We start from the raw sequence: 24,662 nt of genomic DNA, 5'->3' as shown, positions 1-24,662 counted from the left end.
ACTGTTGATTTGGGAAATACAATCATTGAAATTTTCAGATTGTGGTCATATAATCAAGTTGATCAAAGCTTAAGAAATGTCCAACAAAACTATTTCAACCATCTCACTCCTCCTCCACCTCCCAACTCAACCTGTTCTCCTGCTCTGCCACCATTTTTTCTGCCTTGGGCTGCGCCACAAAATTTACCACCACCCCATCTTTTAAATGCAGGGCATGGATAATTTTACAGGCATAATAGCGCCGGTCGGCAGCGCGATGGGCATCCCTAAAGAAAGAGATACCCAGGGCAATGATTAAAGCTTTGTCGCCCTGGTGCTTTAAATGCAGGGTTAAAGTGGTTTTCGGGAAATGGGGGAGGTTTACCGGCACCACAAGGTCATTTACTTCGATAATTTCATAGCTGCCCTTACCGGCCAGTTCGAAATGGAAACCCATTACCTGCAGGTGCGCTTCGGTGGCTTTGGGCTGGGCTTTCAGGAGCGATTTAAGTTCGCCTTTTGGCAAAATAAGTTTAACTGATCCATCCGGCTCCAGGTTCAAAACCGTTTCCTTTAGCCACAACTGCTTTAAAGGTGTGCTGGCATTAAATTCGAAGCCTTCCAGTAGGGCCAGGTGCCCGTCGATCAGCTTTTTACGGCCCGCCTGTTCGGGTGCAATGGTTTTAAAGATTTCGATCAGGCGTTTATTCAGCCGGTTGAGGAGGTCGCCATGGGCGTACCGTTTTGCCAGGGGCGCAAACGCTTTCCTGATGTAAGCGGCATTGCGGGTAGCGGAGCCGAAATCGGTACTGCTTTTTTTGCTGGCTTCGGTTTGCTGCTTATTGCCGGCTTTTTGGCGTACCACTGCCTTTCTACCGCGTTGGTAAAAAACGAGGTCGCCGAGTTGCCCGTTAATTTTGATAATTCCGTTTTGTGTAGCCATAATTTTAGTATATTTAGGTTAAACAAAAGGGATGATGCTCCAATTTAATCAATCTGATTTAAACCTCCCAAAAAAATATCTTCCAAGTCCACCTTCATTCCACATTTACCCCACGTTAAGGCCACCTTTTAGCCAGGTTTGCTAGGGTACTGCTGTGTACCTGCTGTAGTGTTGCTTCGCCGATGCCGGGCGGCAGGTTAAGTGCTGCTGCCGGTAGCCCATACCCTGAGGTTGCCCTGCTTTGTGTTGGCGGGTTAAGAATAGGTGGATAAAAGGTTTGCAAATGGTAAGGCCTATTGAAGCGAGGTAGCGCTGATATACCTGCGTATGTCCTCCTGCCGTCGGCCGGTTAGGATTTATACCGGTAAGGGAGGCAAGACAGCGCGAAGGGCAAAACCTACATGGTCATTCTGAACGCAGTGAAGAATCTTTAGAGCAAAAGATCCTTCGTACCTCAGGATGACAGCGAAGAAGAATTCCCTTTACGCCATGCTGTTTGCACCCTGCTGGCCGGCCTCGCAGATTTTTGCAGGAAAAAACATAAAAAATTGCGGGCTGACTTTTATGAAACAGATTTCTCCGTTTCGCTGTGCTTCAGTCGAAATGACGATCGATTATTAGAAGAACTATATGCCTCTGCATCATGCTATAAGCACCCTGTTATCCGGCATAGGATATGATGGAAGGAAAAAACGTTAAAGCTTTTGCACATCCTTTCGAACTACCACTGCCCAGAGGCAGCACGCCCTCCCCGATCCTTCATCGGGGCTTGTGCTGGCAACCTCAAAGCTTTGACGAATTTATCCGACATCAGATCCAAGCCTTTCAGTTATGCCTTGTTTGTTGTTGTTTTCAGTGGTAGGCATGCTTTCGCTACGCTCAGGTTTGTTACTTTTTCATCAAGGAAAAAGTAAAAACCCTTCCGTGGCTAACCGAGGCAAGCCCGAGCGAAGGTCAAAGAATAGCGAACGCATTAAGATTCCCGCCTGCGCGGGAATGACGACCGTATTAGAAACAATGCCTATACATAATGCTATCTGCATCCCGCTATAAGCACCCTGCTATTCGGCCTGGCAGATTTCCGCAGAAAAAAGCACGGAAATCTTTGCAGTTCCCCATCACAACCCCACAGCCCAAGGCAGGATCAAAGCGGGAGTAGTGGGACAAAGCAAGGATAAGAGCCTCGATGCTGCCGCAAATAAGATTTCCGTAGGTTTTTACAAGGAGGGCTGCTAGCCTTGATTTTTTGGTCTCTTTTTCATCAAGGAAAAAGGACTAGCCTCGGCGGCAATGAGCCGAAGTGCAAAACGAACATTGTCATTCTGAACGCAGTGAAGAATCTCGATCAAAAGATCCTTCGTACCTCAGGATGACAGAAAATAATGAGCAAGGGCGAGCGAAAACTTCAAGATTAGCTTCGCTGAGCATTTCGTGGTTCCTGCCTGCGCGGGAATGACGGATCGTAGAAAACAAAAAACCTATAAGATCATCACGACCTTATAGGTTTCTTTATGCTTTTATGCCTTTGCGTTTAAAAATGGCTTAATTCCATCCCCCACCCAAAGAGCGGTACAAACCTACCACGGCATTTAACTGCTCGGCTTTGAGGGTTGCCAGTTCCAGTTCGCTTTGCAATAAGTTGCCCTGAGCGGTAATTACCTCTAAATAGTTGGCCATACCACTTTTGAACAACAGATTGGCGTTGCGCGAAGCTTCCTGTAAAGTTTGGGTCCTTTTTTCGGCAATGCTGTACTGGCTTTTCAGTTTTTCTACCTTGGTCAGCTCATCAGACACCTCGCCTACGGCATTTAAAACCGATTGGCGGAACTGGATCACTGTTTTCTCGCGGTCTATTTTAGCCAGTTCTAAATTGGCTTTCAACTGTCCGCGTTGAAAAATAGGCTGCGTAATGCCACCCGATACCAGGCCGAACAGCGAAGCCGGTACATTAAACCAGTTACTCGCTTTAAAAGAGTTAACGCCTCCACTTGCTGTAATTACCAGCGAAGGGTACAGGCTGGCTTTCGCCACCCCTACTTTGGCATTGGCTACATTCAGTGCCAGTTCGGCACTTTTAATATCGGGCCTGCGGCTTAACATCGATGAGGGGAAACCCGCATTTAAATTGGCAGGGATACTCATTTTATCCAAACGGCTGGCGCGGTTAATGGCTTTAGGCAAGGTACCGATCAGCACACTCAAGGCATTTTCCTGTAAAGCCACATTCTGCTCCAAACGGGGTACCAGCTGTGCCGCCACCAATTGCTGTGCCTGTGCCTGCTGTATGGCCAGCGAGGTTACCTGGCCGGCATCAAACTGCAGGTTAATGATCCGCAGGGTGCTGTCGTTCAGTTTTAAGTTTTTGCGGGCAATTTCCAGTTGGGCATCCAGCATCAGCAAATTATAATAACCCTGGGCCACATTGGCTACCAGGCGGGTCTGTATGGCTTTGCGTGCTTCGGCAGTTTGCAAAAAACTGGCTAAGGCGCCAGCTTTTTGGTTGCGGATTTTCCCCCAGATATCGGCTTCCCAGTACAAGCCCAGGTTGGCACTGTAATCTTCAATATGGGTAGAGCCGGTAAACTGGTTTAAGCTTAGCCCGTTTAAACTGTTATCAGACGGGCGGCTCGAACTGGCCGTTACCTGCAGCTTTAGCTCGGGTATATTGCCCAGTTTCGATTGTTTAAACAACACTTCGGCCGCATCGATATTTTTCAATGCGATCTGCATGTCGTAATTTTTGGCCAAAGCGGTATCAATTAAATTCTGTACCGTAAGGTCGTTAATAAAACTTTTCAAAGGCATGGTGCCAATACTCGAAGAGTCTTGTGGCGAGCTGTTTCTGAATAGGCCCGGTGCTACATTTGGCAGCAGGGTATCTTTAGAAACCGAACATCCGCTCCACACCAAAACCAGGAGCAGGATGGCATATATATTAAACCGTTTCATAAACTGCATGATTATTATTTACAGGTTCTTCATGGTGATGAACAACCTCGTTTGATTTTTTAGATAGTTTTTCCTGTAAAGCCTGGAAGATCACAAAAAGTACAGGAATGATAAATAAACCTAATACCACACCCGATACCATCCCTCCGGCAGCACCGATACTGATGGAGTGGTTACCCTGTGCCGACGGACCCGTTGCAATACTCATCGGGAACAAACCAAACACAAAGGCCAGTGAGGTCATGATGATCGGCCTGATCCTTAAGCGCGCGGCTTCTATGGCCGAATCGAACAGGCTCAGTCCTGCCCTTCGTCGCTGCACCGCAAACTCTACGATCAGGATGGCGTTTTTAGCCAGCAACCCGATGAGCATGATCAGCGCTACCTGCACATAAATGTTGTTTTCGATACCGGTTAAACCCAATACCACAAACACACCAAATACACCGGTAGGGATAGAAAGGATTACCGCCAATGGCAGGATGTAACTTTCGTATTGTGCTGATAACAAGAAGTATACAAATACCAGACAAAGCAGGAAGATTACGGTCGATTGTCCGCCCGAAGAAATTTCCTCGCGGGTTTGTCCGGAGAATTCATACGCATAACCCGTTGGCAATTGTTCTTTAGCTGTTTCTTCTATCGCTTTAATGGCATCGCCCGAGCTGAAACCCGGTTTAGGGATGGCATTAACCTCGATAGAGTTGAACAGGTTATAACGCGAAGCCGTTTCAGAACCATACACACGGGTTAATTTAACCAGGGTGCTGATCGGCACACTTTCGCCGTCTTTGTTTTTCACAAACACGCGGTCAATACTGGCCGGGTCGGTCCGGTCGGCAACATCAGCCTGTACCACTACCCTGTAGTATTTACCAAAGCGGTTAAAATCTGAAGCCTGCGCCGTACCAAAATACGTTTGCATGGTTTGCAAAATATCTTTCACACTTACGCCCAGCTGATCGGCTTTTTCATTATTCACATCCAGCTGCAACTGCGGATAATCGGCTTTGTAAGAGGTAAAGGCAAAGGCAATGGCCGGTTTAGCCATTAATTTGGCAATAAAGTTATTGGCTACCCCGCTGAATTTATCCAGCCTGCCATTTGTTTTATCCTGCAACATCACGTTCATCGCTTCCACATTGCTGAAGCCCGGCACGGTTGGGAAACTGAATACAAAGAAGGTACCGGCAGATATAGCGGCCATTTTAGCCCGTACGATATTCTGGATCTCATCGATATTTTTTACGGCTCCACGCTCTTCATTCGGTTTTAACAATAAGAAGATCTGTCCGGCCGAAGGGCTGTTCGAGGCCGTTAAGAAGTTATAACCGGCCAACGACATCACGAACCTGGCCGATGGCATGGCGCGTAATTCTTTTTCGGCCTGTTGCAATATTTTATTGGTATTGGCTAATGAAGTTCCCGAAGGGCTCGAAACCGCAATGGCCACAAAGCCCTGGTCTTCTGTCGGGATAAAACCGGTTTTGGTTCTGCCTACCAGTAAAACTGTAACCGCAACAATAATTGCCAGGCCGGCCATACTGATCCATTTATGACGGATCAGCACTTTTAATCCACCGATATAACGGTTGGTCATGTAATTAAAGCCACCGTTAAAGCCGGCATAAAATTTCTCTACAAAACCTTTTTTAGGTTCATGGTGCCCGCCCCCGGCATGTTTATTCTTTAAAAATAAGGCAGCCAGCGCCGGACTTAAGGTTAAAGCGTTAACCGCCGATATAATGATGGCGATGGCCATGGTTAAGGCAAACTGTTTGTAAAATATACCGGTAGAGCCGGTCATGAAACCCACCGGTAAAAATACCGCCGCCATAACCAGGGTGATGGATATAATGGCCCCGGTAATTTCGTTCATGGCCTGTGTAGTCGCTGCTTTCGGGCTCAGCTTAGGGTTTTCTTCCATTTTGGCATGCACCGCCTCTACCACCACGATCGCATCATCTACCACGATACCAATGGCCAATACCAGGGCAAACAGCGTTAACAGGTTAACTGAGAAACCGAACAACTGCATGAAAAAGAACGTACCGATAATGGCAACCGGTACCGCAATAGCCGGAATTAAGGTCGACCTGAAATCCTGAAGGAAAATAAATACCACGATAAATACCAGTAAAAAGGCTTCGATCAGTGTATGCTCTACCTGGTTAATGGATTCGTCAAGATCGGTTTTGGTACGGTAAAACTGGTTGTATTTAATGCCCGCCGGAAAATCTTTCGATAGTTTTTCCATCAGTTTATCAATGGCGATCTGGATTTCGTTGGCATTCGATCCCGATAACTGGATCACCCCAATGGTAATTCCATCGTGTCCGTTCAGGCGGTTTACGCTGCTGTAGCTGTACGCACCCAATTCAACACGGGCTACATCTTTTAAACGCAAGATCGAACCATCTGCGTTAGAACGGATGGCAATATTTTCGTACTCCTCCGGTTTGGTGAGTTTACCTTTATATTTAATTACATATTCGAAAGCTTCGTTACTGCGTTCGCCCAAACGGCCCGGTGCCGCTTCGAGGTTTTTATCCTGTATAGCACGCATCACTTCGTTAGGGGTAATCTGGTGAGCAGCCAGCTGACTTGGGTTTAACCAGATCCGCATCGAATAATCTTTAATCCCGCCGAATACACTGGCCGAACCTACCCCCGGGATACGTTTAATCTCGGGAATGATATTGATCTGCGCATAGTTATTCACAAAAACGGCATCGTATTTTTTAGGGTCTTCAGAGTAAACCCCTATCGCGCCGATAAAGCTGTTCTGCTGTTTGGTAGTGGTAATACCATATTGTACTACCTCTGCAGGTAACTGGCTGGTGGCCTGCGAAACCCGGTTCTGCACGTTAACGGCAGCCTGATCGGGGTTGGTACCTTGCTGAAAGTAAACCGTAATACCCAATGTACCATCGTTACTGGCAGTGGAGGTCATGTAGGTCATGTTTTCCACACCATTAATTGCTTCCTCCAGCGATGGGGTTACCGAACGCAATATCGTTTCGGCATTGGCCCCAGGGTATACAGCAGTTACCAATACCGATGGAGGCGCGATATTCGGAAACCGCTCTAAGGGTAACTTTGTTAAGCCCAGTATACCAACGATTACCAATAAGATGGAAATCACGGTTGACAGTACCGGCCTGTTTATAAATTTCTGAAACATGACTTTTAGTGTTTATGGTTCTTATTTTTTTGTACTTGTAACAGCCACTTTATCTGCTGCTTTCTGAGGTTGGATCACCATGCCCTCCTGTAATTTATCAATGCCGCTTAACACGATCTGGTCGCCAACTTTTACGCCGTCTTTGATCAGGTAATTTTCGCCGGCTTTACCTACAATGGTAATGGCTTGTTTTTTAACCTTACTGCTGTCGCCAAGGGTAAATACAAATACCTTATCCTGCATTTCTACCGTTGCCGATTGAGGCACCAGGATGGCATCATTATGCAATAAACCCAAACGGATTTTACCGGTATTACCAGAGCGCAGCACGCCATTGGCATTCGGGAAGGTGGCCCTTAAGGTAATGGCACCCGTATTTTTATCAAACTGGCCATCAATCATGTCGATTTTGCCTTTAACCGGGTAAGTAGAATTATCGGCCAATACCAGTTCTACTGCAGGCAGGTGTTTAATCCTGTCGGCCGGGGTTTTACCTGGGTAATTGGCGTTAAAGCTGTTAAAGTCGTTCTCGGCCAGCGAGAAATACACATGCACTTCGTGGATATCCGATAACTGCGTTAAAGCGGTCTGATCGGCCGGAGATACCAGACTTCCCTGTTTTTTCGGGATACGGCCAATATAACCGCTAACTGTTGCCTTCACGTTGGTATAACCCAGGTTAATCTGTGCCGAAGCCACGTTGGCTTTAGCCTGCTCGGCGTTGGCCTGTGCAATTTTGTAAGCCGTTTTAGCCGTTTTTAACTGGATTTCGGAAACGACCTTGTTTTGTACCAGGGGCGTTAACTTATCAACCTCGAGCTGGGCATTTAAAATAGCCGCTTCAGCAGCATGTAAACTGGCTTTGGCATTGTTTAAGGCCTCGCGGTAAGGGTTTTCGTTAATTTTAAAGAGGGTTTGCCCGGCAGTAACATAGGCACCTTCGTTAACCAGCACGCTTTGTAAATAACCGCTTACCTGCGGGCGTACATCAATATCAACAGCGCCCTGGATAGAAGCAGGATATTCAACAAAAGTAGTTTCAGCACCTCCGCTAACCGAACTTACCGGTAAAACCGGGGGCGGTGGTGCGGCTGCGCCTTGCTGGGGCGCCGATTTGCAGCTGATCAGCACAATAGCGGCGAAAGCGAGAGCGAAACTGTATTTAACAAATGTAAATCGTTTAACAGTGTTAAATAATAAAAACAGACGATGTAGAGATTTCATATGATTTTAAATTATAATGGATTTAAGATGTATAAACTATTTAACAGTGTTAAATAGCAGGGTAAAAAAATTTAACTATTAATAGATAAGGTAATGCCCTTAATAGCGTCTTTTAAAATTTGCTGGTTCAGCTCGTTGGTTGTTCTCCCATCCGGGCGTACCAGGTTGATGGATATCAAACCGTGTATAATCGACCAATAGGTGTAGTACTTTCTACAGATATCTTCTTCTGATACCGGTTTTTTCTCGAATAAGGATTCGATTACATCGCCAAGCATACCGCCTACATGTTCTGCTTCGGGCAGCGAGTTTTTAACGGTGCAACAAACCATGTCCACACCGTACATCAGCTGGTAAAATTCTTTGTTTGCAAAAGCGAAGTTCCAGTAGGCAATCCACATGGCTTCCATCTGCTCGGCCGGTGTTTCATGCCTGTCGCGGGCTTCGCGAATGTCTTTGGCCAGCATCTGGTATCCCCTCCGGGTTAACTCCAGCAGGATCCCCTCTTTGTTCGAAAAATATTCGTAAATGATCGGTGCAGTATATTCGATCTGATCGGCAATTTTACGCATACTCAATGCCTGCCAGCCCTCGGTTTGAACAATGTTCAAGGCCGCATCCAGAATTTTGGTTCTGGTTTCATCTTTTAAACGTAGTATTCTTTCTTTGCTTCCCATGACCTGGAATATAAGGTGTAAAATAATCTAACACCGTTAAGCAAATGTAGAACCAATTCCGGAATTCAGCATCATGCAATTGTCAAATCGAATTTCGCAGGCTTAAAACCCGCTTCTTTTGGGTTTAAATGCAGTTTTTAAATCACCATATCGTGCGGAAGAATATTTTGACTTTATTCTCCCGACCTGACAGGCCTGCCATTTTATATTCCAGGCATGCCATTTATGCGGGCTTTGTCATGCCTGATCTTCTTTTCCTGTCATCATCCGGAACGGGAACAGGGCAGCGGCAGCAGGGAAATGTTTATTTAACTACCTAATGCAGCTTAGCGCATCTTTCATTTCCAGCCCGGATTTACTTACCGGTTTAATGTGGTAAATTTAATCATTTCTTTAATCAATCCTTATCTTAGTTCGATGATATACCGCGAAGCACTGATAACTGATATTCCGCAAATCCAGATCGTAAGGCATACTGTTAAAGAAAATACGCTCTCCAACCCTGCCCTGGTTACTGATGCAGATTGCGAAGACTTCATTACGCGCCGTGGCAAAGGCTGGGTATGCGAAATAAATGGTGAAGTAATCGGCTTTGCCATTGTTGATTTAAAAGCGCACAACATCTGGGCATTGTTTTTAAGGCCCGAATACGAAGGCAAAGGCATTGGCAGGGAATTGCACCGGCTCATGATGGATTGGTATTTTGCGCAGACCAGGGAACCCGTTTGGTTGGGCACAGCGCCAGGCACCCGTGCTGAAGAATTCTACAGCAGGCAGGGCTGGAAAAAAGCTGGCATGGTAAATAAAGGCGAAGTAAAATTTGAAATGGCTTATGAGGATTGGGTGAAACGGCCTGAATAATGCCCACAACGATACCAAGACACAAAGGAGCATTTTTTATCCTTTAGTATCATTAATGCCTATTCAAACGAGTTGAAACACATTTTTCTAAATAAGCGTCTATCACTGCATAAAACGATCATAATATGGCTCAATATTTTATATTTGCCTGCTGAACATTAACACTCTTTTATTATGGCAATAGGCATTACACCTAAGCACCGGGAAGAAATTCCACTCCACGAATTAACTCCGTTACAATTTTTAACCATAGCAAGCCAGGCGGCTACACGGCTCAACTGGACAATCCATTATCAGAGTGCGAGCGGTTTTATCGCCCAAAGCACTACTTCTGTGATCAACTCAGGCAGTGAAATTAAATTGGTTATTGACGGGCAAACCGCAACGATTTCGAGTGAATCAACAGGTGGTGAAATGATCGATTTTAACAAGAATAAAAAGAATGTCCGGGCTTTTTTAGATGCTTTTGCTATTGCGCAGTCGGAAATATCTCCGGAAGAATTATCGATTAAATCACAGGAGCTCTACGATTCCTTTGATTTAACGGCTGCCGATCTGCTAAAAATACCTGCCGAATCTGCCGGGCAAAAAGTTAAAAACTTCTTCTCACTGTTTATTCCAAAGAAGGATTTCTTTTTTACCCCAATACTGGTCGACCTCAACATCCTGATTTTTATAATCATGGTCATCTGCGGTGCAGATTTTATTTCGCCAAGTTCAGAAATTCTGATTAACTGGGGTGCCAATTTCCGCCCGCTGATCTCTATCGGCCAATATTGGCGTTTAATCACCAACTGCTTTTTACACATCGGCATATTACACCTTCTTTTTAACATGTATGCATTACTATATGTTGGTGTATTGCTAGAACCCATGCTGGGCAAGAGCAAGTTTATTGCTGCCTATCTGTTAACCGGTATCGGAGCCAGCCTAGCCAGCACCTGGTGGCACGAGCAAACCATTAGTGCAGGCGCGTCGGGTGCCATTTTTGGCCTATACGGCGTTTTCCTTGCCTTACTGACCACTGATCTGATCGAAAAAGAAACCAGGAAAGAATTATTAACAAGTATCGGCATTTTTATAGTTTATAACCTGGCCTATGGTATGAAAGGTGGTATTGATAATGCTGCGCATATCGGCGGCTTGATTTCGGGACTGGTAATGGGCTATGCTTTCACCCCCAGCTTAAAGAATCCTGAAAAGCCCTCACTGGGTGCTATATCCATTGCCACATTGTGCATCGTAATGCTTTTTTCATCTTTTGGTGTGATAAAGTCGATCCCGAATACAGAGAGTTTAACCGAATACGACACAAGATTTAAACGTTTCAGAATTTTGGAAACAATGGCACTTGACGTTTATTCGCTTAAAGCTGATACTAAAAAGGAAGACGCGTTATACGAAATTCGCGACCGTGGAATTTATTACTGGAATGAAAACATCAGTTTATTAGATAGTTTAGATCAATTGAACCTTCCGCCAATGGTTAAGGAGCGAGATAAGGTTTTAAAAGAATATTGTAATTTACGTATTAAGGCCTACGAGTTGATGTATAAAGCTGTGGATGAAAATTCGCACAAATACGACGCTGATATTGCAAAAATAAACAAGCAGATCGAATCCGTACTTAAATCTTTTGAATAATGTAATTCGATTTATCGGCTGCCATTTTTAAATCGGCATGTGGATCTGATCATGACCGATGCCAATAAAAGCCTGGTCGCTTCGCGGGTAGCCCTAAAACCATATAAGACAGATAAGTTGCATGTAAGCTCGATTCTTACTATGTACTTAAATGCCTTATATGGTAATTATACAGTATTTACCATGTAAGACAGGTAAGTTACCTATAAGCCCAATTCCTGATCTGTTCTTAAATTTCTTATATGGTGATATTAACCAGGCACAAAGTTATATGGTGTCTTCGTGCCTTAGTGGTAAAACAATCTAATTATTCCAGATAAAGGGGGCCTGTTTTATAAACGCCTCCTCTCTTAACTGCTTAATAATAAACTGTGCAAGGTTGGCCGCATTAATCTGATCGCCAGCGCAATTAATTAAACTCGTACCAATTGGTGTTTGCTCATCAGTTTGTATAATAAGGGGCAGGCGGATTAAAGTCCAATCCAGATCACTTTCAGCCAAGATGTTATATTCCGCTTGTTTATTGGTGGTAGAAACGGGAAAATGATCGTACATCCATTGGGTAGCCAAGCGGGTCTTTTCGTCCTTATGATCTAAAGGGGTGTTTACATTCAAACCCGTAATAGCGATATAACGCTTTAAGCCCATCGTTTCCATAGCGGTAATGATATTTAGGGTTGATTGGGTAAATATGGTTTTCTCACTGGCAGGATGACCTAAACCCAATGCACTGATTACGATATCGCAACCCTTGATAAGATGGTGTACCGCTCCGCTGTCACCAACATCGCCTGTTGTAACGGTTAAAGCCGGATGATTGACCTTGATTTTTTCCGGATTCCTGACCAGGGCTTTTACCTGGAAGTTTTGCGCCAGCAGCGCTTTTAAAATATAAGTACCAGCTTTACCTGTAGCACCGATTAACGCAATTTTTAAATCTTGCATGATGTTCTCTTTATAAAATTTAGAAAATAATGTTTTAACCCTGTATCGGACGATAAGGGGAATGCAGAACCAGGTTCTGTTAGGGGAAATATGTTATAAAGAGATTTTAATGAGACTAATATATGAAATTTTCCGTCATTTCGATTGAATAGTAATCCAGTGCAGTATTCCGTCATCTCGACCGGTGCATAGCGGAGTGGAGAGATCTAAATTCAACATCATCCCAATATAGATTTCTCGACTGCGTTGCACTTCGCTCGAAATGACGCCCCGGAAGAGGATGTCACGTATATTGATTTTTATACAATAAATTATTCCTCAGGGTGACGAACCGCAAGCGTGATCGTCAATTGCGAGAAAGCTTCGTCGTTCCTCCTCGCAATGACGGTTACTCAAAGGAGTTTAGATTTAATCCCTAAACTTCTTCATGAAGTTGCTTATGCTTTCTTCCAGGTTTCCACCGGCAAGGGCCTTAACAAAAGCGGTACCGATAATAGCCCCATTGGCATAACTACAGGCTTTATCGAAAGTTTGTTTATCGCTGATCCCGAAACCGATCATGGTTGGGTTTTTCAGATTCATGGCTTTAATGCGGCTAAAATAAGCTTCGGTGGTATTACCCACTTCTAAATTTTTACCGGTAGTGGCCGATGATGAAAGCAGGTAAATAAAGCTGTTGGTTAGCCCGTCTATTTTATGGATGCGTTCTTCAGCCGTTTGTGGCGTAATCAGGAATACATTGCTCAGGTTGTGTTTTTCAAAACAATCCTGGTAAAATTCTTCGTACTCTGCTATCGGCAAATCGGGTACAATACAACCATCTACCCCTACTTCGGCACAGGCTTTACAAAAGTTTTCTACGCCGAACTGCAAAACCGGGTTTACGTAGCCCATCAACAAAACCGGGATGCTCACGTGTTTACGTAAATCTTTCAACTGTTCGAAAAGCACCTTGAGGGTCATGCCCTGATCTAAAGCTTGCTTGCTGCTGGCCTGGATCACCGGTCCGTCGGCAACAGGATCTGAATAGGGAAAGCCGATTTCCAGCAGATCAGCACCCGATTTTTGCAGTGCTTCAGCAATCTGGATGGTATCGCCCAAATTAGGGTAACCGGCGGTATAATAAATTGATAATATATTTTTCTTCTCCTGGAAGAGTTTTTTGATTCTGTTCATGTTTTTGAGATGTGAGATGGGAGATTGGAGATTGGAGATTTTAGATTGGAGAACCAGACAGGAGGTCTAATAGCTCATCTCTATTGTCTCCTATCTATAAGTTAAAATATTTAATGTACGTATCCAGGTCCTTGTCGCCGCGGCCCGAAAGGCAAACCACTACATTTTCGCCGCCTTTAAACTCCATTTTTTCCAGGTAAGCCAATGCATGTGCACTTTCTATGGCGGGGATAATGCCTTCCAGTTTGGTGCACAATAAACCGGCTTCCAGGCTTTCGTCGTCGGTAATGGAAACATACTGCCCCCTGCCGGTTTTAAACAAATGGGCATGTTGCGGACCAATGCCAGGGTAATCCAGTCCGGCAGAAACCGAATGCGGCTCCACCACCTGGCCATCTGCTGTTTGCATTAAGATGCTCCGGCTACCGTGTAAAACACCTTCTTTACCCAGGTAGGTGGTTGCGGCCGAGAATCCGCTCGAAACCCCTTTACCTGCAGCTTCTACGGCAATCAGTTTTACCTGCTCATCGTCCATAAAGTGGTAGAACATCCCCATGGCATTACTGCCGCCCCCCACACAGGCCAATACATAATCGGGCTGGTCGCTGCCGGTTTGCTCCAGTAATTGCTTTTTGGTTTCTTCTGAAATGATGGACTGGAAAATGGCTACCATATCAGGATAAGGGTGCGGACCCACTACCGAACCAATAATATAATGCGTATCAACCGGGTTGTTAATCCAATCGCGCATGGCCTCGTTGGTGGCATCCTTTAATGTTTTGCTGCCCGAACTTGCCGGAACCACCTTTGCACCCAGCATTTTCATACGGGCCACGTTAGGTGCCTGGCGTTCAATATCGACCTCGCCCATGTAAATAACACACTCCAGGTTACGCAAAGCACAAACTGTAGCCGTAGCCACACCGTGCTGGCCGGCACCGGTTTCGGCAATGATCCGTTTTTTGCCCAGCTTCTCGGCCAGTAAAATCTGCCCGATGGTATTGTTGATTTTATGCGCGCCGGTATGGTTTAAATCTTCCCTTTTCAGGAAAATATTGGCGCCATATTTTTCAGAATACCTTTTGGCCAGGTACAGGGGCGAAGGGCGGCCAACGTAATCTTTCAGCAGCTGATGAAATTCCTTCTGGAAATCAGGGTCAGCAATAATCTTTAAATAATTCTGACGCAATTCTTCTACATTCGGATAAAGCATCTCGGGAATGTACGCGCCTCCAAAATCTCCGTAATATCCTTTTTCGTTTACTTTGTATTTCATGATATTTTTATCAAATCTTGTATCGTTATTATCAGAACATCATCCTTTCATATCAGGAGAACAATCGTCATCTCGACTGGAGTGAGCGGAATGGAGAGATCTAAATATTCACCATATAGATTTCTCGACTGCGCTCGAAATGACGACCTGTGTTAACCAGATCTTGGGAAAATATTCTATATAGTCATTTCTCTAATAAATTCTTTAATTTTTGCAACATCTTTCAGCCCTGGTTCTGTTTCGAACCGGCTGTTAATGTCGAGTGCATATAAACGACTGTCGTTTAGTTTTTTAATGGTAGTGCTATGTTCCAAATCAATTCCACCGCTTAAAAAATAAGGTTTATTGTAGGTATACCGGTTTAAAACAGACCAGTTGAAGGTTTTACCCGATCCGCCATGCGCCTTGGTTTTGGTATCGAACAGAAAATAATCTGCCGTTCCTAAATAAGCTTCCAAAACCGAAAAATCAAAATCTTCATCTATTCCAAAAGCCTTAATCACTTCAATGTTGGGGAAACTCGATTTTAACGCTGCACCATATTCTGGCAACTCGCTTCCATGCAATTGAACGGCTTTTAACTTTAAGCTGCTTATTTTTTCTTTTACCTTTTCCAGATCTTCGTTCACAAATACACCTGTTGTTTTAATTTCGGCAGGGATGTATCTGATCAATTCTGCAGAGACCTCGCTGATAAAACGCGGGGATTTTTCATAAAAGATAAAGCCCAGGTAATCGGGCTGAAGCTCAGCCACCGCAGCAATATTGGCGGCCAAACGCATGCCGCAAACCTTTAATTTTAGCATGCCAGTAATTGTTTAAAACTGTGTAAGGCTTTTTTACTCATCAGCGATTCTTCCGCTTCGTAATAGCAATCGGCAAATGAGCGTTCCGGTTTAATGGTCCGGATGGCCAATGCCGAATTACAAAGTACCACGTTGTTCTGCACATCGGTTGCCTCGCCATTTAATACATCCATAAATATTTTAGCCGACGATTCTACCGTATCGCCACCTTTTATCGCACTGGTGGATACTTTTTCGAATCCCATATCATCAAGGGTTAAAATCTGCTCGCCTTTGTTGCTGAAGGTTTTCACATCGCAGGTAAGCGAAACTTCATCGTAACCTTCCAGTGCATGCACAATGGTATAGTTTTTATCGGTTTCCTGGTATAAATACGCATACAGGCGGGCCAGCTCCAGGCTAAACACGCCTACCATCTGGTGTTTGGGCTGCCCGGGGTTAACCATTGGCCCCAGCATATTGAAAAAGGTTTTTACACCCAGTTCTTTCCTGATCGGAGCTACAATTTTCATGGCCGGGTTAAAAAGCGGCGCGTGTAAAAAGCAAATGCCTGCTGCATCCAGGTTGCGTTTTAAAGTGGCTTCATCATTGGTGAAACGATAGCCCAGGTATTCCATTACGTTTGATGATCCGCAGCCCGAAGAAACACCGTAGTTGCCGTGTTTGGCTACATGGTGCCCCGCCCCTGCTACCACAAATGAGGATAAGGTAGAAATGTTGAAGGTATCTTTGCCATCGCCGCCGGTACCGCAAAGGTCGATCAGTTCGTAAGCAGAAAGGTCTACTTTTACGCACATATCCAGCATGGCATCCCTAAAGCCCTGTAATTCCTGTACGGTAATATTGCGCATGGCATAGGCGGTGATAAAAGCGGCAATTTGCGAGGAATTAAAAGCACCTTCCGAAATGGAAATCAGGATGTTTTTGGCTTCTTCCCTGCTAAAACTTTTGTTCTCGAATAAATGGTTTAATATCTTTTTCATGTTTTGCATACATCTTACCGTCATGCTGAACTCAATTCAGCATGACGATTCCTCAAAAAATTTATCTGTAACAGGGTCCGTATCTGCACGAACCATTTATTTAAACTCCATTTAGTGAGGACACGAAACGGGGCGTTGTTAAAAAAATATCACAAAAAAAGAGGATTGCTTTTTAGGCAATCCTCTTCGTTGTGTATAAAATATTTTAAAATATATAACAATAGAAATGCCTAACGAATTTCGTTATGCCACCACCAATTGTTATTTAAATTTTTAATTATCATGTTTGTATAAAGCAAATATTGATATACTTTTTTAATATTCCAAAATCTTTCTGAAAATATATGGTCTTTTTTAAAAGAAAAGTACAGTTTAACGATGATCTGGGTTTTGCATCAAATCCGGTAACCAAAAACCAGCGGATGATTAATCCCGATGGATCGGCCAATATCGAGCGTACGGGCCTGCCCTGGTTTAAGTTCGACGATACCTATACCCGCCTGGTTACCATGAGCTGGCCCCGTTTCTTCCTCGTTATCCTGGTGGCCTACCTCCTGGTGAACACTTTTTTTGCCATTCTCTATAACCTCATCGGGATCGAAAATTTAGTCGGGGCAAATGGCGTTACCCTGCGCGATCAGTTTTTCGATGCTTTTTTCTTTTCGGCGCAAACCATCTCTACTGTAGGCTACGGCCACATTTCGCCGCAGGGTTTTATTACCAGTGTGCTGGCCGCTTTCGAAAGTATGCTTGGCCTATTGGCCTTTGCCCTCGCCACCGGTTTATTGTACGGCCGTTTTAGCCGCCCCACATCGAAAGTAAGTTTCAGTAAAAAAATGGTCATTGCACCTTATAAGAATGGCCATGGCTTAATGTGCCGGCTGGTTAATTTACGGCGCAACCAGCTTATTGAAGTGGAAGTGCAGATGGTGATGTCGTACAACGAAATGGTTGATGATAAACAGGTAAGGCGTTTTTACCCGCTTCAGCTGGAGCGCGATAAAATCAGCATCCTCTCCTTAAACTGGACACTGGTGCATCCCATTACCGAAGAGAGTCCGCTGTTCGAAAAATCACTTATCGAATTGCAGCTGGCAGAAGTTGAGGTATTTGTGATGTTAAAGGCTTTTGATGATACTTTTGCACAAACCATCCACACGCGCACCAGTTACCAGGACGAAGAAATTGAAATGGATGCCCGTTTCGAGAAAATGTATTACCATAACGAAGCCGGTAAAACGGTGATGGATTACAGTAAGCTCGACGAGATCACAAAAACGGTATAGGGGTCTTTTGTTTTTGAACAGTCTTTTTTGGAAAGCAATGGTCGTGCTCATCGGTCACTGCAGTCCCGTCATCCGCTGCAATCTTTTTGTTTACTGTTATTCCGGAGGCACGAAGGAGCTGCAGGCTATGAAACAGTTGCTTCGTACCTCAGCATGACGGTCTATTGAAAGTTACTGCAAACAAAAAGGATTTCCGCTGCTACCGGGTTTAATGATGAAAGCTTCTGCAAAAAAGCCCGGCTACCGCACTATACTTTTGCACAAAGCATCCACACGCGCACCAGCTACCAGGACGAAGAAATTGAAATGGGTACCCGTTTCGCGAAGGTGATGGATTACAGTAAACTCGACGAGATCACAAAACGGTATAGGGGTCTTTTGTTTTTGAACAGATCTTGGTTTTTTGGAAAGCAATGGTCGTGCTCATCGGTCACTGCAGTCCCGTCATCCGCTGCAATCTTTTTGTTTACTGTTATTCCGGAGGCACGAAGGAGCTGCAAGCTATGAAACAGCTGCTTCGTACCTCAGCATGACGGTCTACTGAAAGTTACTGCAACAAAAAGGATTTCCGCTGCTACCGGGTTTAATGATGAAAGCTTCTGCAAAAAAGCCCTGCTACCGCATTAAGGCATTAAGATTGCCATGCTATGGCGATGTGTTTTGAATAAAATCCAAAATATCCTGATACAACCGGTTGCCTCCAAAAATCATCTGACTGATCATCGGGATATGGCTTTTGCCTTTAATTTCTCTCAGCTCAACCGGAATGCCATTGGCTTTGAGTTTTTCGTATAACCTGGGTGTTTGTAATTTAATGGCACCATAAGTTTTAGCCCCATAAAAAAGCAGGTGCGGGTTTTTGATCTCCTTTACATATTCCATCGGCGAAGCAGTTTTCCAAACGTTAGCCTGCCGGGTAAAGGTTCTGATGAAATCGAAATAATAATGATCCTTTTCGGCCGTGGTTAAATACTCGTGCATATCCAGCCCGAAAGGATCGTTAAGGATAACGCCATTAATCGGGTTCGCTATGCCTGCCTGCTTAAAATATTTCGGGTCGGCGTTAATCAGCTCGGCCAGGTGCCCGCCCGCCGAATGGCCCATTACGAAGATCTTACCCGGACTTGCCTGGTAACTGCTTATATTTTCGTGCACCCATTTTACTGCCAGAGCGCAATCACCGGCCATTTTTTCGTATTGCACGTTGGGAGCGAGAGGATAATTGATAATAACACTAACCACACCTTTCCGTGCAAAATTACGGCCCAACCACCAATAGGTTTCTTTCTTGCCGCTGCTCCAGGAGCCCCCGTGAATGAAAACCAGTACCGGTTTATTTTTTAAGCTATCATCACGGTAAAATACATTCAGCGTATTGGCTTCTTCGTGGTTACCCGCGTAGTTAATGTTTTTTACTTTTTTAACCTGAGCCGAAGTCAATAGGGTTTGAAACAGGAGCATAAATAAAAGCAGGGATTTGGGCATACAGCAGTTAATTATCGAAATAGTAAATAAACGAAATTGTTAAAAGCGTGGATTTTTGGCACAGTACTGAGCAGAGCGAAGTATCAAGTATCAAAACAGATTAAACTGTATCATAAGTGCTCACATATAACCTTCAGCCCTAAACCCTACACCCTATACCTTCAGCCCTAAGCCTTAAACCCTATACCTTAAGCCCTACACCCTATACCTAAAGCCTTTCTACCCTTTAATCAACGGATTTTTCTCCTTCGCAAACAAATCAAAAACCTTTTTATCTACAAAAGCCGGGAAGAGTTTATTCATCCATACCGCCAGTTTGCCTTGCCTGGTCATCACCAGCGTGCGTTTACGCTGTTCAATACCATCGGCAATAATACTGGCCACTTCTTCTGACGACATCATTTTACCTTCATCCATACTGGTTTCGCCGTGGGCTGCACCATCTTTTGATAGGGCCGTTACACGGATATTGGAAGCGGTAAAACCCGGGCAGGCTACCATCACATGTACCCCGGTTTTAAGCAACTCGGTACGCAACGACTCCATAAAACCGTTCATGGCAAACTTAGAAGCCGAATAACCTGTACGGCCCGGTAAACCACGGTAACCTGCGATTGATGATACACCTACCACGGTTCCTTTGGTTTTTAAAATTTCGGGCAGCGCATATTTGGTGCAATATACTGTTCCCCAGAAATTCACATCCATCAGGTTTTTCAGCACTGATAAATCGAGCTCGTTAAACAGGGCCCGCATCGATAAACCGGCATTATTAACCAGGATATCGATTCTTTGAAAGGAAACCAGCGTTTGTTTAATAATTAATTCACAATCAGCTTCTTTACTCACATCGGCCTGTACGGCAACCGCCCTGATGCCATATTTCTTTTCTAAACCGGCAGTAATTTCGCAAAGGGTAACGTATTGACGGGCTGCCAGAACCAGATTGGCCCCGCGTTTGGCAAATTCTTCGGCGCAGGCTTTTCCAATTCCGCTTGATGCGCCTGTAATGATGATTACTTTATCTTTTAAGTTCATTTGGTATTATAGTATGGAGTAGCAAGTATGGAGTATCGGGTATTGAGTAATTAGTATCGAGAAATTGGTATCAGGTATAGCGTATTAAGTAGCAAATATAAAGTAGTTCGCATTTAAACAAGTCTTGTTACTTGATACTTGTTATTAGTTTTTGCTACAGGTCTTACTACTTGATACTCGTTACCAGGTTATTTCATCATCGCAGTTTCGTAAGGTACACGGGTAACGATCGAACGGCCAAGGGTAATTTCATCGGCATATTCGAGTTCGCCACCAAAAGCAATTCCGCGCGCAATAGTAGTAACCGGCACATTAAATTCTTTCAGCCTTTTATAAAGATAGAATAAAGTGGTATCGCCTTCCATATTGGGACTTAAAGCTAAAATAATTTCTTTAATGCCACCAGCAGCAACACGGTTTACCAAACCATCAATAAACAAATCAGCAGGCCCTATCCCATCCATCGGCGAAATTAAACCGCCTAAAACATGGTACACGCCAAAATACTGTCCGGTGTTTTCGATCGCCATTACATCACGTGTATCTTCCACCACACAAATGGTTTCTTTATCTCGTTTATGCGAAGTACAGATTTCGCAAATGGCATAATCAGAAATATTGTGGCAGGTTGTGCAGTGTTTAATCTGTTGTTTAAGTTTAATAAATGTATTGCCAAACTGGTTTACCTCCTCCTGCTCTTTGCTTAAGAGATGTAATACCAGGCGCAAAGCGGTTTTTTGTCCTACACCGGGCAGTTTCGAAAATTCGTTTACGGCATCCTCGAGTAGTTTGGATGAAAAATTCATAGTACAAAAATAGGGAAAAGGTTTATTAGTTCATTAGTCATTGGTTTATTAGTTCATTGGTTCAATAGTCATCAGTTCAATGGTTCATTGGTCATTGGTTCATTGGTTCAGTTGATCATTGGTCATTGGTTTATTGGTCATTGGTAACTGGTTATTGGTTCATTGGTCATTAGTTCATTGGTTCATTGGCCATTAGTTCATTGGTAACTGTAGACTGTTAACTGGTCATTGGTTCATTGGTCATTGGTTCAATAGTCATCAGTTCATTGGTTCAGTTGGTCATTGGTAACTGGTTATTGGTCGCACTAACTTCAGACCCCGGACTTCCGACTGCGGACTTCGGACTGAATATATTGCTTGATTTAATAGTTTTCTTTACATTTATCAGCTTAAAACAAAACTATGTCACCAACCATCCTCTTGTGTTTCCTAATTGGCTACTTCCTGCTACTGATTATCATTTCGTTTGTAACCTCTCAAAAATCTTCAGACAATACTACTTTTTTTGTTGCCAACAGAAACTCTAAATGGTACCTGGTGGCCTTTGGAATGATTGGGACTGCACTTTCGGGGGTTACTTTTATATCGGTACCTGGTGAGGTCGGGGCTCCGGCCGGAAACCAGTTCCAGTATTTTCAGTTTGTATTGGGCAATGCAGTAGGCTTTATCATTATAGCCACCGTTTTATTGCCACTGTATTACCGGATGCATTTAACTTCCATTTACAGCTACATTGAGAAACGGCTTGGCCACTACAGTTACAAAACCGCCGCCTCGATATTTTTATTAAGCAGAACACTTGGATCGGCTACACGGTTATACCTGGTTGTAATTGTACTGCAACGCTTTATATTCGATAATTATGGCATTCCGTTTTGGTTAACGGTTTTAATTTCTTTGGCCTTAATCTGGTCGTATACCTTTAAAGGTGGTTTAAAAACCATTATTATTACCGATACCTTGCAAACCTTCTTTTTGGTTTTATCGGTTTTTTTAACCATTTATTTTATCTGCAACCGCCTCGGTTTCAGCATTCCGCAGGCCTTTGAAACGGTAAAAAACAGCAGTTATTCTAAAATATTCTTCCTGGATGATTTCCTCATCAACAAGTTCTATTTCAGCAAACAGTTTATTGGCGGTATTTTCGTAACCATCGCCATGACCGGGCTCGACCAGGACCTGATGCAGAAAAACCTGAGCATGAGCACCATCAAAGAAGCTCAGAAAAACATGTTTACCTTTACCGGTGTATTTGTAATCTTAAATGTTTTCTTTTTAAGTGTAGGGGCATTATTATACATCTACGCCAGCAAAAACGGCATCGATATCCCTTTAGATCATGTAACGGGTAAACCACGTACCGATTTATTGTTCCCTGAAATTGCCCTGAATAACCTGGGTTCCGTTCCGGCCATTATTTTTATGCTGGGCTTAACTGCGGCTACCTTTGCCACCACCGATTCGGCATTAACGGCCCTTACCACTTCTTTCTGTGTCGACTTTTTAGGCATGGACAAGGCCAAAAATATTGATGAAAAAACTGCCGTTAAAAAGCGTCATACGGTACATATAGCCTTTTCGGTGTTAATGTTCCTGGTGATTATTGTGATTAATGCATTAAACAGCTCATCGGTAGTGAGTTTAATTTTTACCATAGCTTCTTATACCTACGGCCCTCTGCTGGGCTTGTACAGTTTTGGATTGTTTGTAAAAAAACGCGGACTCCATGATAAATTAGTACCGATAGTTTGTTTATTATCACCTTTTTTATGTTACTTGCTTGCAAGCAATTCGGCTGCCATATTGGGCGGCTATGTTTTTAGTGTTGAACTGATTTTAATTAACGGTTTAATCACATTTATAGGTTTGTTGTTCATCAGCAAAAAAACTGATGCACAAACCCGATTTTAATATTAGAATAACAGTTTATGACGAGTGAAGAAAAAATTAGAAGTGCTTTCGAAAACAAAGACTGGCAGGAAATTAAAGTAACCGATTCCTGGCAAATTTTTAAAATTATGGCTGAATTTGTAGATGGCTTTGAAAAGCTGGCTAAAATTGGGCCATGTGTTACCATTTACGGATCGGCCCGTACCGCCCAAACCCACCGCTATTACCAACTAGCAGAGCAGTGCGGCAAATTATTAACCGATCGCGGTTACGGGGTAATTACCGGTGGCGGCCCGGGTATTATGGAAGCCGGTAACAAAGGTGCACATACCAACGGCGGTAAATCGGTAGGTTTAAACATTGAGCTGCCTTTTGAGCAGTTCCACAATAAATATATCGACCATAATAAACTATTGGAATTCGATTATTTCTTTGTACGCAAAGTGATGTTCATGAAATACAGTCAGGGTTTTGTGGTATTACCAGGCGGTTTTGGTACCATGGATGAGCTTTTTGAAGCCTTAACCTTAATCCAGACCGGCAAAATTGCCCGTTTCCCGATCGTATTACTGGGTGTTGATTATTGGAGCGGATTAATCGACTGGATTAAAAACACCATGCTTCAAAAAGAGCATAATATCCACGAAGAAGACTTAAACCTTTTCCGACTGGTTGATACCGCCGAAGAAGCTGCAGAACATATCTTCCGTTTCTACGATAAATATGTACTGAAACCGAATTTCTAGGTCATTGGTTCATTGGTAATTACTCATTAGTCAATGGTTCATTAGGTCATTGGTAATTGGTCATTAGTTCATTGGTCATTAGTCATTAGTCATTGGTCATTAATATTCCAGGATGTTACTGCTAACTGCCAACTGAAAATTGCTAACTGCCAACTGAAAAAGTGCTGATCAACAATTAAGCACTTTTTTTATGTAACAACTGGCAGAAAGTATGATCTAAAAATAAAACGCAGTGAAGATGTCGAAATTGATCAACTGGAAAAGCGATTGGTTTAGCAATAACTTTCATTTATTTGTTGATGGAATCCAAAAAGGTGCGATTACTTTTGGGACGTGGAGGAGTAATGCCGAAAGCAGGTTTGAAGATCAGAACTACCAGTTTGTGAACAAAGGATTTTGGCAATCCAGCACCAGGATAACCGATAAGAAAACAAACGAAGTGCTTGCCGTGATTACGTACGACAGCTGGAAATCGAAAGCCGTAATCAGTTTAAAAACCGGGGAACAGTACGAATGGAAATCGAAGGGGCTATGGAAATCGCAATGGACGGTAAGCAATTATAAAGATGAGCATATTGTGTATACTTCGGGCAGCAACAGTGGCTCCATCGCTTCCGATACCGATCATAAATTATTGATCATAGCGGGTTTATTTATTAAACAGGTTTACAACAAACGAACCATTTTAATGATGGCCTGTATCGTTCCGGTTATTACAACATCAACACTACATCATCACTAATTACCATACGAATTAAATCCTT

General features: G+C 43.7%; 20 protein-coding genes. 7 read left to right on the top strand and 13 right to left on the bottom strand.

The window, feature by feature from the left end; translation table 11 throughout:
* Positions 1-103 precede the first annotated feature (103 nt).
* The 5 genes from GGQ60_RS11880 to GGQ60_RS11860 form a co-directional block, all read right to left on the bottom strand.
* Complete coding sequence (locus GGQ60_RS11880; RefSeq protein ID WP_183764107.1) at positions 104-922, bottom strand: hypothetical protein; 819 nt, start codon at positions 920-922, stop codon at positions 104-106.
* 1,542 nt (positions 923-2,464) lie between these two features.
* On the bottom strand, positions 2,465-3,871 hold the full coding sequence (locus GGQ60_RS11875; protein ID WP_183764104.1) for a TolC family protein: 1,407 nt from the start codon (positions 3,869-3,871) through the stop codon (positions 2,465-2,467).
* Positions 3,858-7,055, bottom strand: a complete 3,198-nt coding sequence (locus GGQ60_RS11870; RefSeq protein ID WP_183764101.1) for an efflux RND transporter permease subunit — start codon at positions 7,053-7,055, stop codon at positions 3,858-3,860. Before GGQ60_RS11870 ends, GGQ60_RS11875 begins: the two co-directional genes overlap by 14 nt.
* Before the next feature lie 21 nt (positions 7,056-7,076).
* Positions 7,077-8,279 carry an efflux RND transporter periplasmic adaptor subunit gene (locus GGQ60_RS11865; protein ID WP_183764098.1) on the bottom strand — a complete coding sequence of 401 codons (1,203 nt, stop codon included), beginning with the start codon at positions 8,277-8,279 and terminating at the stop codon, positions 7,077-7,079.
* Between the two features lie 71 nt (positions 8,280-8,350).
* Positions 8,351-8,956, bottom strand: a complete 606-nt coding sequence (locus GGQ60_RS11860) for a TetR/AcrR family transcriptional regulator (protein ID WP_183764095.1) — start codon at positions 8,954-8,956, stop codon at positions 8,351-8,353.
* A 152-nt stretch (positions 8,957-9,108) separates the two neighbouring features.
* Between GGQ60_RS11860 and GGQ60_RS11855 the strand changes: the two genes are divergently transcribed.
* The 3 genes from GGQ60_RS11855 (at position 9,109) to GGQ60_RS11845 (ending at position 11,461) form a co-directional block, all read left to right on the top strand.
* Positions 9,109-9,276 carry a hypothetical protein gene (locus GGQ60_RS11855; protein ID WP_183764093.1) on the top strand — a complete coding sequence of 56 codons (168 nt, stop codon included), beginning with the start codon at positions 9,109-9,111 and terminating at the stop codon, positions 9,274-9,276.
* Between the two features lie 97 nt (positions 9,277-9,373).
* Positions 9,374-9,817, top strand: coding sequence for a GNAT family N-acetyltransferase (locus GGQ60_RS11850; RefSeq protein WP_183764090.1), 444 nt, complete (start codon positions 9,374-9,376; stop codon positions 9,815-9,817).
* Positions 9,818-9,991: 174 nt separating this feature from the next.
* Positions 9,992-11,461, top strand: a complete 1,470-nt coding sequence (locus GGQ60_RS11845; RefSeq protein ID WP_183764087.1) for a rhomboid family intramembrane serine protease — start codon at positions 9,992-9,994, stop codon at positions 11,459-11,461.
* Positions 11,462-11,764: 303 nt separating this feature from the next.
* Here GGQ60_RS11845 and GGQ60_RS11840 read toward each other — a convergent pair whose 3' ends face one another.
* The 5 genes from GGQ60_RS11840 to trpD all read right to left on the bottom strand — a co-directional run bounded on the left by GGQ60_RS11840 (position 11,765) and on the right by trpD (position 16,647).
* Positions 11,765-12,406 (bottom strand): NAD(P)-dependent oxidoreductase, encoded by a 642-nt coding sequence (locus GGQ60_RS11840; RefSeq protein ID WP_183764084.1) that lies wholly within the window; start codon positions 12,404-12,406, stop codon positions 11,765-11,767.
* 408 nt (positions 12,407-12,814) lie between these two features.
* Entirely contained in the window at positions 12,815-13,582 is a 768-nt protein-coding gene (gene trpA, locus GGQ60_RS11835) for a tryptophan synthase subunit alpha (protein ID WP_183764080.1), read from the bottom strand.
* 94 nt (positions 13,583-13,676) lie between these two features.
* Positions 13,677-14,858: a tryptophan synthase subunit beta gene (gene trpB, locus GGQ60_RS11830; protein WP_183764077.1), complete on the bottom strand. Its 1,182-nt coding sequence runs from the start codon at positions 14,856-14,858 to the stop codon at positions 13,677-13,679.
* Between the two features lie 176 nt (positions 14,859-15,034).
* Positions 15,035-15,664, bottom strand: coding sequence for a phosphoribosylanthranilate isomerase (locus GGQ60_RS11825; protein ID WP_229685013.1), 630 nt, complete (start codon positions 15,662-15,664; stop codon positions 15,035-15,037).
* The gene (gene trpD, locus GGQ60_RS11820) at positions 15,658-16,647 is read right to left on the bottom strand and encodes an anthranilate phosphoribosyltransferase (protein WP_183764074.1); all 990 of its coding nucleotides are present in this window, start codon (positions 16,645-16,647) and stop codon (positions 15,658-15,660) included. The genes GGQ60_RS11825 and trpD overlap by 7 nt, the downstream gene beginning before the upstream one ends.
* 344 nt (positions 16,648-16,991) lie before the next feature.
* On the opposite strand from trpD, the gene GGQ60_RS11815 reads away from it, so the two are divergent.
* Positions 16,992-17,933, top strand: coding sequence for an ion channel (locus tag GGQ60_RS11815; protein WP_183764071.1), 942 nt, complete (start codon positions 16,992-16,994; stop codon positions 17,931-17,933).
* A gap of 645 nt (positions 17,934-18,578) precedes the next feature.
* Here the strand turns inward: GGQ60_RS11815 and GGQ60_RS11810 are convergent.
* From GGQ60_RS11810 to recR, 3 genes are all read right to left on the bottom strand, one after another.
* The gene (locus GGQ60_RS11810; RefSeq protein WP_183764068.1) at positions 18,579-19,418 is read right to left on the bottom strand and encodes an alpha/beta hydrolase; all 840 of its coding nucleotides are present in this window, start codon (positions 19,416-19,418) and stop codon (positions 18,579-18,581) included.
* A 219-nt stretch (positions 19,419-19,637) separates the two neighbouring features.
* The gene (locus tag GGQ60_RS11805; protein WP_183764065.1) at positions 19,638-20,456 is read right to left on the bottom strand and encodes an SDR family oxidoreductase; all 819 of its coding nucleotides are present in this window, start codon (positions 20,454-20,456) and stop codon (positions 19,638-19,640) included.
* A gap of 188 nt (positions 20,457-20,644) precedes the next feature.
* Positions 20,645-21,262, bottom strand: coding sequence for a recombination mediator RecR (gene recR, locus GGQ60_RS11800; protein ID WP_183764062.1), 618 nt, complete (start codon positions 21,260-21,262; stop codon positions 20,645-20,647).
* A gap of 402 nt (positions 21,263-21,664) precedes the next feature.
* Between recR and GGQ60_RS11795 the strand changes: the two genes are divergently transcribed.
* The 3 genes from GGQ60_RS11795 to GGQ60_RS11785 all read left to right on the top strand — a co-directional run bounded on the left by GGQ60_RS11795 (position 21,665) and on the right by GGQ60_RS11785 (position 24,640).
* The gene (locus tag GGQ60_RS11795) at positions 21,665-23,173 is read left to right on the top strand and encodes a sodium:solute symporter (protein ID WP_183764059.1); all 1,509 of its coding nucleotides are present in this window, start codon (positions 21,665-21,667) and stop codon (positions 23,171-23,173) included.
* 17 nt (positions 23,174-23,190) lie between these two features.
* Positions 23,191-23,898 (top strand): LOG family protein, encoded by a 708-nt coding sequence (locus GGQ60_RS11790; RefSeq protein ID WP_183764056.1) that lies wholly within the window; start codon positions 23,191-23,193, stop codon positions 23,896-23,898.
* 238 nt (positions 23,899-24,136) lie between these two features.
* On the top strand, positions 24,137-24,640 hold the full coding sequence (locus GGQ60_RS11785) for a hypothetical protein (RefSeq protein WP_183764053.1): 504 nt from the start codon (positions 24,137-24,139) through the stop codon (positions 24,638-24,640).
* Positions 24,641-24,662 lie beyond the last annotated feature (22 nt).

The organism is Pedobacter zeae, from assembly GCF_014196715.1.
In the GTDB taxonomy this organism is placed as follows: domain Bacteria; phylum Bacteroidota; class Bacteroidia; order Sphingobacteriales; family Sphingobacteriaceae; genus Pedobacter; species Pedobacter zeae.
Note: the sequence above shows the minus strand (reverse complement) of the source record. Positions and strands in the feature narration are given on the sequence as shown.